The sequence below is a fragment of the Achromobacter sp. UBA2119 genome, from assembly GCF_002331005.1.
Taxonomy (GTDB): Bacteria; Pseudomonadota; Gammaproteobacteria; order Burkholderiales; family Burkholderiaceae_B; genus Achromobacter; species Achromobacter animicus.
The window spans coordinates 155,445-168,965 of record NZ_DCYD01000012.1; the positions used below are offsets into that span (position 1 = coordinate 155,445).

The window sequence follows — 13,521 nt, forward strand, 5'->3', positions numbered from 1 at the left end:
CTCGGCCGGGCGCCTATCCCTCGGACAACTCTCAAGCACCACGGGCGTTCGCCCTCATTTGCCATAGTCGGCTGCCGCACTCCGCTGCCGCGCACACCGGCAACGCGACCCACGCCTGGCGCTTGTTCAATTCAGCTTAGCCAATCAATGTCAGTTCTTTCCAAGCTTCGTTGCGACTGGATGGCCAATCCGCGCGCGGACATTCTCTCGGGCGTGCTCGTCGCCCTTGCCCTGATCCCCGAAGCCATCGGCTTTTCCATCATCGCCGGTGTCGACCCTCGCGTCGGCCTGTACGCCTCGTTTTCCATCGCGTTCATCATTTCTTTCATGGGCGGGCGACCCGGCATGATCTCGGCCGCCACGGCCGCCGTCGCGGTGCTGGTTGCGCCGCTGGTGCGCGATCACGGCGTCGGCTACCTGTTTGCCGCGACGGTACTGATGGGTGTCGTGCAGATCGCAGCCGGCTTTTTGCGGCTGGACCTCCTGATGCAGTACGTGTCTCGGTCGGTCGTGACCGGCTTCGTCAACGCCCTCGCCATCCTGATCTTCATGGCACAGTTGCCGCAGCTGATCGGCGTCACGTGGGTGACCTATGCCATGGTGACCGTCGCGCTGGCCGTCATCTACCTGCTGCCGCGCCTGACCACCGCCGTCCCGTCGCCGCTGATCGCCATCATCGTGATGACGGCCGTGTCCATTTTTGCCGGCCTGGACGTCAACACGGTGGGCGACATGGGCACGCTGCCGTCGGCCCTGCCGTCGTTCGCGATACCCGACGTGCCGTTCACGCTGGAGACGCTGCGCATCATCCTGCCGTACTCGCTGACGATGGCCGCGGTGGGCCTGCTGGAATCGATGATGACGGCGCAGATCGTGGACGACATGACCGACACGCCCAGCGACAAGCGGCGCGAATGCAAGGGCCAGGGCATCGCCAACCTCGTCACCGGCTTTCTGGGTGGAATGGGCGGCTGCGCCATGATCGGCCAATCGGTCATCAACGTGCGCGCCGGCGGCCGCACGCGGCTGTCGACCTGCGTGGCGGGCGTCTTCCTGCTGTTCCTGATCGTGGCACTGGGCCCGCTGGTGGCGCAGATTCCGATGCCGGCGCTGGTGGCCGTGATGATCATGGTGTCCATCGGCACCTTCAACTGGCGCTCGCTGCGCAACCTGGGCTCGCATCCGTGGCAGTCATCGGTGGTCATGCTGGCCACCGTGGCCGTGGTGGTCTGGACGCATGACCTGGCGCGCGGCGTGCTGGTCGGCGTGGTGCTGAGCGGCCTGTTCTTTGCCGGCAAGGTGAAGGGACTGCTCGACGTGGACGCGTCGCTGTCCGAGGACGGCCGCACGCGCACCTACCGCTATGCCGGCCAGATCTTCTTCGCCTCGGCGTCGCGGTTCTCGGCGGCAATCGACTTCCATGAGGACGTCGACCGCGTGGTGATCGACTTGTCGGCCGCGCACTTCTGGGACATTTCGGCCGTCGGCGAACTGGACAAGGTGACGCTCAAGCTGCGCCGGGCCGGCCGCCAGGTCGACGTCGTGGGGCTGAACGAGGCCAGCGCGACGCTGGTCGGCCGCTACGCGCAGCCGGGCGCGTCTGCAGGACACTGACCCGGGCCGCGCCTGTCATCTGGCCTAGGTTTCGACGAAGGCCAGGTTCAGGCGGCGAGCCGCGTGACGACCGCGGCTGGATCCCAGCGGCGGCCCGGCACGGCCGCCAGCAGCGCCTGCGTGTAGGGATGGGAGGGATTGCTGAACACGTCGGCGCACACGCCCTCTTCCACGACGCGGCCCGACTTCATGACGGCGATGTGGTCGCAGACCCGTGCGGCCACGCGCAGGTCGTGCGTGATGAAGACGATGGACAGGCCCAGTTGCTCGCGCAGCCGGGCCAGCAGCGCCAGCACCTGCGCCTGCACGGATACATCCAATGCCGACACCGGTTCATCGGCGATCAGCACTTTCGGCCGCATCGCCAGCGCGCGCGCCAGGCCGACGCGCTGGCGCTGGCCGCCCGAAAACTCGTGCGGAAAGCGCCGCACGGCGTCAGGCGACAAGCCCACCAGTTCAAAGAGTTCTTGCGCGCGGGCCAGCGCCTCGCGGCGCGGCGTGCCATGCACAATGGGGCCCTGCGCCACGATCTCGCCGACGCGCTGGCGCGGGTTCAGCGATCCGTACGGATCCTGGAACACCATCTGCACGCGCTGCGCATGGGCGCGGCGGGCGCGCGCGCCCTTGAACGACAGCGGCTCGCCGGCCAGCGTAATGTCGCCGCCATCGGGCGGCAGCAGTCCCAGCAGCGTGCGCGCCAGCGTGGACTTGCCTGACCCGCTTTCGCCCACGATGCCCAGTGTGCCGCCGCGCCGCAGCGTCAGCGTCACGTCGGCCACCGCGTGCGTCACACGGCCGGGCCGGCCGAACCAGCCGCGCTTGCGGTAGGTCTTGGACAACCCCTGCGTGGTCAGGATTGCAGGCGCGTTCCCGTGAAGGTCGACGCGGACCGGCGCGGGCGCCAGCGGCGGCACCGCGGCGATGAGCGCGCGGGTGTACGGATGGCGCGGATGTTCCAGCACCTGATCGGCCGTGCCGCTTTCCACCAGTTCGCCGCGCTGCATGACGGCGACGCGGTCGGCAATCTCGGCCACCACGCCAAAATCGTGCGTAATGAAAAGGACCGCCGTACCCTTGCGGCGCTGCAGGTCGTGGATCAGGTGCAGGATCTGCGCCTGCGTCGTGACGTCCAGCGCGGTTGTCGGTTCGTCGGCAATCAGCAGCTCCGGTTCCAGCGCCAGCGCCATGGCGATCATCGCGCGCTGCCGCTGTCCGCCCGACAGCTCGTGCGGATAGGCGCCCAGCGCCTGCACGGGGTCGGGCAGCCGGACGGATTCCAGCAGGTCCAGCGTGCGCTGACGGATCACGGCGCGTGACAGCCGCGTGTGCGTGCGGAACACCTCGGCGATCTGGTCGCCAATGGTGCGCAGCGGATTGAGCGCGGTCATCGGTTCCTGGAAGATCATGCCGATGCGCTGGCCGCGCAGCCGGCGCAGCGCATCGGGCGCAAGCTTCAGCAAGTCCTGCCCTTCCCAGAGCACGCGGCCGGCGCTGGCGTGCACCCCTTGCGGCAGCAGGCCGAGAATCGTGCCGGCCGTCAGCGATTTGCCCGATCCGCTTTCCCCGACGACGCAGACGATTTCGCCCAGGTTGACCGCCAGCGTCAGGCCCTTGAGCGCATGCGGCCGGTCGGCGCCGGCCGGCAGGTCCACGGTAAGGTTTTCGATGCGAAGCAGTTCGGTCATGATGTTTATCGGCAGAAACGCGCGACGGGTGATGCGCAAGCCGGGCTCGCGTTCGGCCCGGATCGAAGCTGCGGATAGTAGGGCCGCGCCGATGGGCTTGAGAAATGCTGATTTCTCATTTGCTCATGCGTCTGCGCGCGCCGCCGCCATCAAAACAAGTCGTGTCCTTATACGTTTCGTTACGCGCCAGGCACGCCGCTTGCTCCCTCCGCCAGATCGCATCTGCCGGAGTTTTCATGCCCGCTTCGCATTCCCTCGACACCACGACGCTGACGGTGCTGACGGTCAATACCCACAAGGGCTTTACCAGTTTCAACCGCCGCTTCATGCTGCACGACCTGCGGGAGGCATTGCGCACCGCAAAGCCGGACGTGGTGTTCCTGCAGGAAGTCCTGGGTGAACATCAGACGCATGCCGGCCGCCACGAGTCATGGCCGGCGCAGTCCCAGTATGAGTTCCTGGCCGACACGCTGTGGACGGACTTTGCCTACGGCCAGAACGCCGTTTATCCAGAAGGTCACCATGGCAATGCCATCCTGTCGCGCTACCCGATCGAAAGTCACCACAACCACGACGTGAGCGTGGACGGCCACGAGGGGCGCGGTCTGCTGCACTGCGTGCTGCGGCCCCCTGCCCTCGCCTCGCCCGTGCATGCGATATGCGTGCATCTGGGCCTGCTCGAGCGTCATCGCGGCGAGCAACTGCGCCGCTTGTGCAAGCTGGTGTCGAACGACGTGCCGGCCGACGACCCGCTGCTGATTGCCGGCGACTTCAACGACTGGCGGCTGCGCGCTGATGCTTTGATGCGCGAGTGTGGGACGTCGGAGGTGTTCACCTCGCGCCTGGGCCGGCCCGCGCGGACGTTTCCCGCGCGCTGGCCGCTGTTGCGGCTGGACCGCATCTATGTGCGCAGCGTGCGTGACTGGCAGCCGGTGCCGCTGGCGTACCGCGTGTGGTCTCGCCTTTCCGATCATGTGCCAATTTGCGCGGAGATTGCGCTATGAACCTGGGCTGGCGCGAAAACAACCGATACACCCTGCTGGAAAACGGCACGGAGTACTTTCCCGCGGTCGTCGAGGCCATTGATTCGGCGGCCAGCGAAGTGCTGGTGGAAACCTTCATCCTGTTCGACGACGTGGTCGGCAAAGAGATCCAGCAGGCCCTCATCCGCGCGGCGCGCCGGGGCGTCAGCGTCGACCTGCTGGTCGATGGCTACGGCTCCGACGAACTGAGCGAGGCCTTCATCGGCGCCATGACCGAGGCCGGCGTCCGCTTTCACGTCTTTGATCCGCGTCCGCGCTTTCTGGGCGTGCGCACGAACGTGTTCCGGCGCATGCACCGCAAGATCGTGGCCGTCGACCGGCAACGCTCCTTCATCGGCGGCATCAACTTTTCCGCAGACCACCTGCCCGATTACGGACCGGAAGCGAAACAGGACTACGCCGTTCTGGTGGAAGGCCCGCTGGCGGCCGACATTGCCGACTACGCGCGCGCGGCGCTCGGCAAGGGCAAGCGCGGGCTGCGGCGCCGTCCCGCGCGCATGGATCCGCTGCCCGCCGGCGACGGCGGGGGCCGGCTCGTGGTGCGCGACAACGTCAGTCATCGCAGCGACATTGAACGCTACTACCGCGCGGGCGTGCGCTCGGCACGCTCGGACGTGCTGATCGCCAATGCGTACTTCTTTCCTGGCTACCACCTGCTGCGCGATCTGGTGAAGGCGGCCCGCCGCGGGGTGCGCGTGCGCCTGCTGCTGCAGGGCGAACCCGACGTGCTGGTCGCCCGGCTGGCCGCCTCGATGCTCTACGACTACCTGATGGACAACGGCGTGGAGATCCACGAGTACTGCAAGCAGCCGCTGCACGGCAAGGTGGCGTGCGTGGACGAGGACTGGTCGACGATCGGCTCCAGCAATCTGGACCCCCTGAGCCTTGCGCTCAATCTGGAAGCCAACGTCGTGGTGCGCGACGTGTCGCTGAATGCGGCCCTGCGCAAGAGCCTGGACCGGCTGATTGCAGAGGACTGCCGCCCCGTCGAAATGCCCAAGAACTCGCGGCGCCGGTTGCGCCGCCTGTGGCTCGGGGTGGTGGTGTTCCACTTTCTGCGGCGCTTTCCCGCATGGGCCGGCAGCCTCCCGGCGCACAAGCCGCGCCTGCAGACCGTCACGGCGGACACCGGCAGGGAGACGGCATGAAGATCCTGCACTCGTCGCCCATGCGGGCCCTGCGGCGCCGCTGGCCGCGGATCAAGCGCATTCTGCCCGTGCTGGTCCTGATCGTGGTGGCCGGCCTGCTTTATTACTTCGGGCGGTCCGTGGATTGGCCGCAGGTGTGGGTGGCGATGCGCAAGATTCCCGGCCAGACCATTGCCATTGCGGCCGGCCTGGTGGTGGCGGGTTACCTTGCCTATGGCAGCCTGGACCTGCTCGGCAAAAAGTACACGCGGCATCACCTGCCCGCGCCCAAGGCGCTGGGCGTGGCCATGTTGAGCTACGCGCTGAACCTGAACCTGGGCGTGCTGGTGGGCGGCTTGGGCGCCCGTCTGCGGCTGTACACCCGGCTGGGCTGCCGGAAGTCCGTGGCGACGCGCGTCGCCCTGTTTGCGGCGGCATCGAACTGGATCGGCTATGCCTGGCTGGCGGGCATCGTGTTCGCCTTGGGCGTGGTGCCGGTGCCGGCAGGCTGGGAAATCGGCTCCGGGATGTTGCGTCTGTTGGGCCTGGCCCTGCTGGCGCTGGGGATCGCCTACGTGGTGACATGTGCGCGGGCCAAGCGCCGCAGCGTCACCTGGATGGGCCACCACATCACCTTGCCGCGCGCCCGCATGGCGGTGGCGCAATGCGCCGTGGCCGCGCTGTCCTGGTCCCTGATGGGCGCCATCTGCTTTGTGCTGTTGCAGGGCAAGGCGACCTACCCCGCGGTGCTCGGCATCCTGTTGTGCACCAGCTTCGCGTCAGTCATCACCCGCGTGCCCGGCGGCCTGGGCACCACCGAGGCCATCTTCGTGGCCGCGCTGGGATCCCAGATTCCGCCTACCGAAGTGCTCGGCGCGGCGCTGGCGTACCGCGCGGTGTATGCGCTGGCGCCGTTGTGCCTGGCGCTGGTGGCCTATCCCTTGATCGAGCTGAAACTGGGCATGCGCAAACGCAAGGGAGAAGCCGCTCCCCCCGGTCAGGCTCGCCATCTGCCATGAGGCCCGCCATGAATCGATCCCAACCCGACTCAGCAGGCACCGTCGCCGCCTACCCCCGGCGAACCGGCGCGTCCGAGCATGAAATTGCATCGCAGGAGGCGCTGGCATTGCGGATCGCGGCATTGCTGGGCCGGCGCTTCGTGCCGGACTTCCGGCCGACCCGCAATCGTGGCGAGCCGCCGCCCTACTACGTGCCCGACCGCAGCATCACCAGCCTGGCCCGCGCGAACAAGCTGGGCATCACGCGCGCGGCCGACTTGTTTGGCGGGGTGACGCCGCACGCCTTCGTGGCGACCAAATCCATCACCCACGGCGTCGTCGACGCGCAGGCAAAAGCGCCGCAGGGCTGGGTGCGGCCCCTGGCCGGCGAGCTGGATGAGGTCGTGTTGCGGGGGTACACCGCGTTCACGCTGGACGATGCGCACCGCGCGGGCGAACGCCTGCTGCAGGCGGGCGCGCTGCGGCTCAAGCCGGCCGACGCCAACGCCGGGCGCGGCCAGGTCGTCGTGCGCAATGCGCAGGAACTTCGCGCCGCGCTGAACGGCCAGGACGCCGCCACCATGCGCCGGCTGGGGCTGGTGCTGGAAGAAGACCTGGCGCAGATCGCGACCTACAGTGTGGGCTGGATTCGCGTGGGCAAGCTGGAAGCGTCGTACGTGGGCACGCAAAGCCTCACCCGGGACAACAACGGCGAGCCGGTGTACGGCGGCTCGGCGCTGACATTCGCGCGCGGCGGGTTCGACGAACTGCGGGCGTTGAACCTGTCTGACGAGGAACGGCAGGCAGTGGACCTGAGCTGCCGTTACGACACGGCAGTGTCCACCGCGTATCCCGATTTTTTCGCGTCGCGCCGCAACTACGACGTGGCGATCGGCCAGAATGCCCGCGGCGAGCCCCGCGCGGGCGTGCTCGAGCAATCGTGGCGAGCCGGCGGCGCCAGCATCGCGGAGCTTTCCGCATTGCAGGCGTTCATGCTGTCCCCGTCGCTCAAGTCGGTGTCCGCCTTTACGCGCGAACGCTACGGCGCGGACGAACCGGCGCCCACGTCGGAGCAGTACGTGTATCGCGGCGAGGATTCCGCCGTGGGTATGATCACCAAATCGGGGGGCATTCTGGAGGACGACAATGGCCGCCTTTAGCGACCCAATCGATATCGAGGTGGCGGACCAGCGGCTGGCCGGCACCTTTCTCACGCCCGAAAGCAAGGTTCCGGGCGTGCTGTTCATTCACGGCTGGGGCGGCGACCAGAAATTCGACCTGGCCCGCGCCAAGGGCATCGCCGCGCTGGGCTGCGTCTGCCTCACGTTCGACCTGCGCGGCCATGCCGCCACGCAGGCGCAGCAGATGCAGGTCTCGCGCGACGACAACCTGCGCGACGTGATGGCCGCCTACGACCGGCTGGCCGCGCATCCGTCCCTGGACAGCGGCTCGGTGGCCGTGGTTGGCAGCAGCTACGGCGGCTACCTGGCCGCCATCCTGACCGGGCTGCGCCGCGTGCGCTGGCTGGGCCTGCACGTGCCCGCGCTGTACCGCGACGACGAATGGATGCTGCCCAAGAACCAGCTCAACCGCGAGACCCTGCGCGCCTACCGCAACTCCCACATCGAACCCGAAAGCAACCGCGCGCTGTCGTGTTGCGCCAACTTCACGGGCGATGTGCTGATCGTGGAGGCTGAGCACGATGTCTATATCCCGCACTCCACGATCATGAACTACCGGTCGGCGTTTCGCAGGTCGCATTCGCTGACGCACCGCATCCTGGACGGCGCGGACCATGCGCTGACCGACAAAGCCTCGCAGCAGGCCTATACGTCGATCCTGGTGAACTGGGTGACGGAGATGGTGATGGGCGCGCGGGTCGGCCGGGCGCGGCCTGTGCCGTAGCCGCGGCCGGCGGCAACGGCAAGCCGGGCGACGGCAGATCAGGGCTTCGGGCTCAGCATGTCCGACAGCGCGTCGCCCAGTTCCTTGACGGCGCCCGCCACCCCTTCCGCCGCGCCTTCTGCCCCTACCCCGATGGCGTGCCCGAACCCGCGCGCCACCTGAGCCGAAAAGCCGCGCGTGACCGAGAACTTGGGGTTGTCGAGGCTGCCTGCCAGTGCGAATTCAAACCGGATGACTCCGCTCTTGTCCTTCATGGCCGCCAGCACCGCCTTGCGCGGCAAAGAAAACAGGCTGCCGTCGCCGCTGAATTTCAGGTTGTGCAACGCCACGGTGCCCGACGCCTTGAGTTCGCGGCGCGCGATGGCCGTCTTCATGTCCAGGTCCATGGAGCCGCCGGACAGCGAGCCCGCGCCGTTATCGGCCAGATAGGGCGCCGCATGGCGGATATCCATGTTGCGCACCGCCACCGTGATGTCGGCGTCCGCACCGCCCACCACCAGCTTGCCCTTTGCCCGCACGGTGGCTTCGCCGTTGCGGTTGTCTTCGACCTTGCCGGTGAACTCCAGGTCGCTGGCCGTGCCGTCGCCAGGTATCATGACGGGCTGAAGGTGAGCCTGTACGTCCTTGAACGGAATGCGATGCGGCGGCTTGGACACTGCGCCGTCCAGATAATCCAGGCGGCCGCCGCGCAGGATGAGCTCGGCCACGCGGATGGGACCGTTACGCCGGGTCTTGCCATCGCCGTCGCCGGCGCGCAGCGCCGCCTGCAGCGCGGGGGAAATCTGCATGTCGCCGTCGGGGCTGCGCACCACGGCGAAGTCGAAACCATCGACGATGATCCGCTTGAACACGGCCTCGCGGCGCAGGAACGCGGTCCATTCCGGATCAAGTTCAACGCGCCGGGCACGCGCGCCAGGCTGCCCGGACGCGCCCGGCACGGCGACGTCGGTCAGCACCACCTGACGCAGGCCAACCTGCACGTCGCCGACCTGGCTGCGCGGACCCAGAATGCTGGCGATGCGCTGCTCGACCACGCGGGTGGCGGCCAGCGCCAGTACCGCGACCACCGCGCCAATCAACAGCAAAATCGCCAGGGCGGTGCCCCAGCGTGACCGGCCTCGCGCGTCGGCTGCGTTCGAACTCATTATGGTTTCCGAAGTTGTAGGGGACGTCGGCGCGAAAGCCGCCGCATGCCTCGCACCATAGCGAGGCGCGGCGGCCGGCGCAACCTGACCATCGTCCGGGATGCGCAATCGTTCATCAATGCTCGATAAGGATGAGACGGTTTGCGGCGCAAGGATGCCTCAATCCGCTCTACGCCTCAAACCTTGTCACGCCGCCACGACAGGCGCCAGTAGCGTTCGGGACGGAAGGCCGACGCGCCTGCCAGCGACATGTCAGGCTGCACGTCGAGCGGATCAAGCGCCAGGCTGCTGCGTGCGGCCAATGCGCGTTGCCGGGCGCGGCCGACGTCAACCTCCGGCCCGACATCCAGCGGCGAGGCCAGGATCCTGCGGCCCAGCAAATCGGCCAGGCGTTGCTGGACGGCCCCCGGCTCGGCCTCCGCGACCTCTTCGTAGGTCACCCACTCCACGCGGTGGAACAGCGCGCGCAAGGTCAGGCAAGCCTCGGACACGCGCACGTGCGCGGCACTGCACAGCCCAAGCGGCATCAGAACGACACGCGGCCGCAGGGCGGACACCGCCGCGGCCAACGCGCCCGTCAGGCGTCCCTCCTCGCTGCTTTCCAGATACTCGTCGTGCAGCAAATCCATCTGCACGCCCCGCACGCCAAGCAGCGACAAGGCGCGATCGTTGCGGGCGCGGCGGTCAAGAACGGCCTGCCGGCCGTTCTTGACACCGCAGTCGCGGTCCGCCGCGCTGATCGCGTCGGCCACCAACGGCAAGCCGGAGTACACCGTCAGAACGGTGCTGTCCGGACGCGCGGCGAGCAGCCCCGCACAACTGACGACAGCGTCGTTGAAGCAGGAAGAAACCGCGACCAGTCTGCCTTCGCGAAGCATCCCGTCCTCGCTGTTCGGTTTACCAGTACGGGGGTTGGTTGTAGTACTGATGGATGCCGCGCGCCCAGGTCTCGTCCGCCATGCTGGGCCAATTGTCCTTGTCGAACCCCTCCGCGTTCTTGAGGACGTCCTTGTCCACATTCAGCACGAAGCACTTGCGGTCGGTATCCAAGGTCAGCGCGCTCCACGGAATGGCGTACAGCTTGTCGCCGATGCCCAGGATGCCGCCGCGCGACAGCACGGCATACGCAATGCGGCCGCGGGGCACGTCCACCATGATTTCCTGGATGCTGCCCAGCGTTTCGCCGGCGGGGTTGTACACGTCGTTGCCTTCCAGCGTGCTGGCCGCCATGATTTCCGGTCCGGGGCCGCTTGGATCGCTCTTCGGGCCGCCCACGATCTTGGTTTCACCTTGCGACTGCCCGGCGCCTGTCAATGGTTGGTTCATGGTGAGTCTCCTTCGATGAATGGTCCGCGTGGCGAACGGCTCGCCACGCCGCCCCGCCATCAAGCAAGCCGTGTGCCAAAGCCGCGGAGTCTTGTCTGCGCGGGACCGGCGCCTGGAGTAGCGGCATTTTTTACATTCGTCCCCACAAAAATGCCGGAGCCGGCCCTGCAGTGCGCAGAGTCGGCTCCGGCGGTGGCATTACGCCCGGCGGGCGTTAGCGGCGCTTGCTGTGATCCGACATCATGCAGATGCCGGCCAGCACGCCCAGCAGCACCGCGCCTGCGATGCTCTTCCAGGCGTTTTCATGCACATAGTCGTCCGTCGCGTGCGATACCTCGCGTGCCCTCGACCACGCGGCGCGTTCCCAGCCGCGTGCCTGATCGCGCGCGGCGTCCAGCCGCTGCTTGAGCTTGTCGCGCGCCGATTCGATTTCGGATCCGCTGTAGCTGGCAGTGCTGCGCAGCAGATCCTCGGTGCCCGAAATCAGGTCACGCATCGTTTGCGTAGACGTGTCCGACGAGTGAAACATATCGCGCAGCCTATCTCGCTTGTTCATGAGTTCTCCTTGAAAAACTGCGGGTCGCTCCCCCCGCGGCACGGCGCACGCGGAGCGCGGCCCGCAGGCCGCATGCCTTGCAGGACCATCACAGATGGTCGATGCCCGGCGTCTGCTGCGGGTCCAGACCCGGCATGGGATTCGGAATGCTGTCGGGAGGCCAGTTGCCTTTCTCGTCCTTGCCCGTTTCCGGGACATCCGGCTTGGGTTGTTCGGCGGGCGAATGGTCGGGCGTTTGCTGACCGCCCTGCCCGGGCTGTTGGGAACTCGTCCCTCCGGTATTTGCCATGATGTGCCTCCTGAAATGAAAAGATCGTCGGGCCGGCGTGTCAGCCTGCCCACCATTGCTTGATCGTGGCGCGAAGCGCGGCGCCGCCCGAGGCGGCATCTTCCTTGCGCAACGCCTTGAAGTACGCGCCGATCTGTTTGGCCGGAATGTGCGGGGGCAACGGCGGCATCTCGGGATCGGTCACCATCTCCAGCACCACCGGACGTCCTGCCGCCAGGGCGCGGTCCCACGCCGGACCCACGTCGTCGGGGCTGTCGACCCGGATGCCTTCCAAGCCCAGCATCCGGCCATACTCCGCGTACGAAAACTTGGGCAGCCACTGCGAATCCGGAAACCGCGGATCGCCGCCCATCACCCGCTGCTCCCACGTCACCAGATTCAGGTCACCGTTATTCAGCACCATGACGACCAGCGTGGGGTTGCTCCAGTCCTTCCAGCGATGGGCGATAGTGATCAGTTCGTTGATGCCCAGCATTTGCATGGCGCCGTCGCCCACCAGCGCGATGACCGGCCTGTCGGGATAGGCCACCTTCGCCGCGATGGCGTACGGCACGCCGCAACCCATCGTGGCCAGCCCGCCCGACACCGATCCCATCATGCCCGCCTGAAGGTCGACGTTGCGCGCGTACCAGTTGGCGGCCGAGCCCGAATCGCACGTCAGGATGGTCTGCGGCGGCAGCCGCTTGGACAGTTCCAGGAACGGCCGCTGGGGATTGATCGGTTTGGCGTCGACCATGGCGCGGGCATGCACCGTCTCGCGCCAGGCGGACACCTGCTTTTCGATGCGGTCACGCCAGCGGCGCGCTTTCTTGGGTTCCAGCAGTGGAATCAACGCCTCCAGCGTCAGCCGGCTATCACCCACCAGGCCGATTTCGACGGGGTAGCGCAGGCTGAGCTTGCGCCCGTCGAGGTCGATCTGCACCGCGCGCGCCTGGCCTTCCTGTGGCAGGAATTCCGCATACGGAAACGACGTCCCCACCATCAGTAGCGTGTCGCACTCGTTCATCATGTCCCAGCTGGGCTGCGTGCCCAGCAGGCCGATGGCGCCCGTCACGTAAGGCAGGCTGTCAGGCAGCACCGCCTTGCCGAGCAGCGCCTTGGCCACGCCCGCGCCCAGCAGTTCGGCGACCTGGCTGACCTGCTCGCCCGCCTGCAGCGCGCCGGCCCCGACCAGGATCGCCACCTTTTCGCCGCGATTCAGGATGTCGGCCGCGTTGCGCAGCGCGTCCGGCCCCGGCACGGCGGCGTGGGATGTGATGCCGATGCCGGTGTGCACCGTGCCGTGCTCGCGCGGCGGCACCGGCACGGCCGGCAGATCCTGCACGTCGTTCGGAAAGATGACGCAGGTGACGCTGCGGCGCTCCAGGGCGATGCGCATGGCGCGATCCACCATGTGACGCGCCTGCTCGGCGGTCGTCGCCATCTGCACGTAATCGTGCGCCACATCCTTGAACAGGCTGATCAGGTCGACCTCCTGCTGGTAGTCGCCGCCCAGTGCGCTGCGCGCCTGCTGCCCGACCAGCGCGACTACCGGCTGGTGATCCAGCTTGGCGTCGTACAGACCATTGAGCAGGTGGATGGCGCCCGGACCCGACGTCGCCAGGCACACGCCCACCTGACCGGTGAACTTTGCGTGCGCGCAGGCCATGAATGCCGCGCTTTCCTCGTGACGGGCCTGTATGAATTCCAGCGGCTCCTCGGTGCGGCCGAAGGCGCCGATGAGCCCGTTGATGCCATCGCCGGGGTAACCGTACACCTTGCGCACACCCCACTGCGACAGCCGCTTCAACACGAAGTCCGACACTGTTTCCATACATTTCTCCCGGCGGTCGT

13 protein-coding genes and 1 other annotated feature (1 of these 14 cut by a window edge) are annotated in these 13,521 nt (G+C 67.4%); of the genes, 6 read left to right on the forward strand and 7 right to left on the reverse strand.

The annotated features are described in order from the left end of the window. Nucleotides 1-30 (forward strand) — a sequence feature (sul1 is cis-regulatory element that is thought to sense ions involved in sulfur or methionine metabolism; They are found in Alphaproteobacteria) (it extends 23 nt beyond the left edge of the window). 117 nt (nt 31-147) lie between these two features. Beyond that, nucleotides 148-1,614, forward strand: a complete 1,467-nt coding sequence (locus B3098_RS11945) for a SulP family inorganic anion transporter (RefSeq protein WP_286896352.1) — start codon at nt 148-150, stop codon at nt 1,612-1,614. Nucleotides 1,615-1,661: 47 nt separating this feature from the next. On the opposite strand, the gene B3098_RS11950 is transcribed toward B3098_RS11945, so the two are convergent. Next, nucleotides 1,662-3,299 (reverse strand): ABC transporter ATP-binding protein, encoded by a 1,638-nt coding sequence (locus B3098_RS11950; RefSeq protein WP_286896355.1) that lies wholly within the window; start codon nt 3,297-3,299, stop codon nt 1,662-1,664. A 236-nt stretch (nt 3,300-3,535) separates the two neighbouring features. Between B3098_RS11950 and B3098_RS11955 the strand changes: the two genes are divergently transcribed. The 5 genes from B3098_RS11955 to B3098_RS11975 are packed head-to-tail and all read left to right on the forward strand — an operon-like array spanning nt 3,536 to nt 8,372. Beyond that, nucleotides 3,536-4,303, forward strand: coding sequence for an endonuclease/exonuclease/phosphatase family protein (locus B3098_RS11955; RefSeq protein ID WP_286896358.1), 768 nt, complete (start codon nt 3,536-3,538; stop codon nt 4,301-4,303). Further along, complete coding sequence (gene clsB / locus B3098_RS11960) at nt 4,300-5,490, forward strand: cardiolipin synthase ClsB (protein ID WP_286896360.1); 1,191 nt, start codon at nt 4,300-4,302, stop codon at nt 5,488-5,490. Before B3098_RS11955 ends, clsB begins: the two co-directional genes overlap by 4 nt. Then, entirely contained in the window at nt 5,487-6,488 is a 1,002-nt protein-coding gene (locus B3098_RS11965; protein WP_286896362.1) for a lysylphosphatidylglycerol synthase domain-containing protein, read from the forward strand. The genes clsB and B3098_RS11965 overlap by 4 nt, the downstream gene beginning before the upstream one ends. Nucleotides 6,489-6,496: 8 nt before the next feature. Continuing rightward, nucleotides 6,497-7,627: a DUF3182 family protein gene (locus tag B3098_RS11970; RefSeq protein ID WP_286896365.1), complete on the forward strand. Its 1,131-nt coding sequence runs from the start codon at nt 6,497-6,499 to the stop codon at nt 7,625-7,627. Continuing rightward, nucleotides 7,614-8,372, forward strand: a complete 759-nt coding sequence (locus tag B3098_RS11975) for an alpha/beta hydrolase family protein (RefSeq protein WP_175121571.1) — start codon at nt 7,614-7,616, stop codon at nt 8,370-8,372. Before B3098_RS11970 ends, B3098_RS11975 begins: the two co-directional genes overlap by 14 nt. Before the next feature lie 38 nt (nt 8,373-8,410). On the opposite strand, the gene B3098_RS11980 is transcribed toward B3098_RS11975, so the two are convergent. The 6 genes from B3098_RS11980 to B3098_RS12005 all read right to left on the reverse strand — a co-directional run bounded on the left by B3098_RS11980 (nt 8,411) and on the right by B3098_RS12005 (nt 13,501). After that, complete coding sequence (locus B3098_RS11980; protein ID WP_286896368.1) at nt 8,411-9,517, reverse strand: DUF748 domain-containing protein; 1,107 nt, start codon at nt 9,515-9,517, stop codon at nt 8,411-8,413. A gap of 176 nt (nt 9,518-9,693) precedes the next feature. Continuing rightward, nucleotides 9,694-10,395 carry a PIG-L family deacetylase gene (locus tag B3098_RS11985; protein ID WP_286896370.1) on the reverse strand — a complete coding sequence of 234 codons (702 nt, stop codon included), beginning with the start codon at nt 10,393-10,395 and terminating at the stop codon, nt 9,694-9,696. Nucleotides 10,396-10,414: 19 nt separating this feature from the next. After that, a complete protein-coding gene (locus tag B3098_RS11990) occupies nt 10,415-10,843 on the reverse strand; it encodes a PRC-barrel domain-containing protein (protein WP_279974055.1) in 429 nt (142 codons plus the stop codon). A 214-nt stretch (nt 10,844-11,057) separates the two neighbouring features. Beyond that, complete coding sequence (locus B3098_RS11995) at nt 11,058-11,399, reverse strand: DUF883 family protein (RefSeq protein ID WP_279974053.1); 342 nt, start codon at nt 11,397-11,399, stop codon at nt 11,058-11,060. A gap of 88 nt (nt 11,400-11,487) precedes the next feature. Next, nucleotides 11,488-11,688 (reverse strand): hypothetical protein, encoded by a 201-nt coding sequence (locus B3098_RS12000; protein WP_175121576.1) that lies wholly within the window; start codon nt 11,686-11,688, stop codon nt 11,488-11,490. 40 nt (nt 11,689-11,728) lie between these two features. Further along, nucleotides 11,729-13,501, reverse strand: a complete 1,773-nt coding sequence (locus B3098_RS12005; protein ID WP_286896374.1) for a thiamine pyrophosphate-requiring protein — start codon at nt 13,499-13,501, stop codon at nt 11,729-11,731. Between the last annotated feature and the right edge of the window lie 20 nt (nt 13,502-13,521).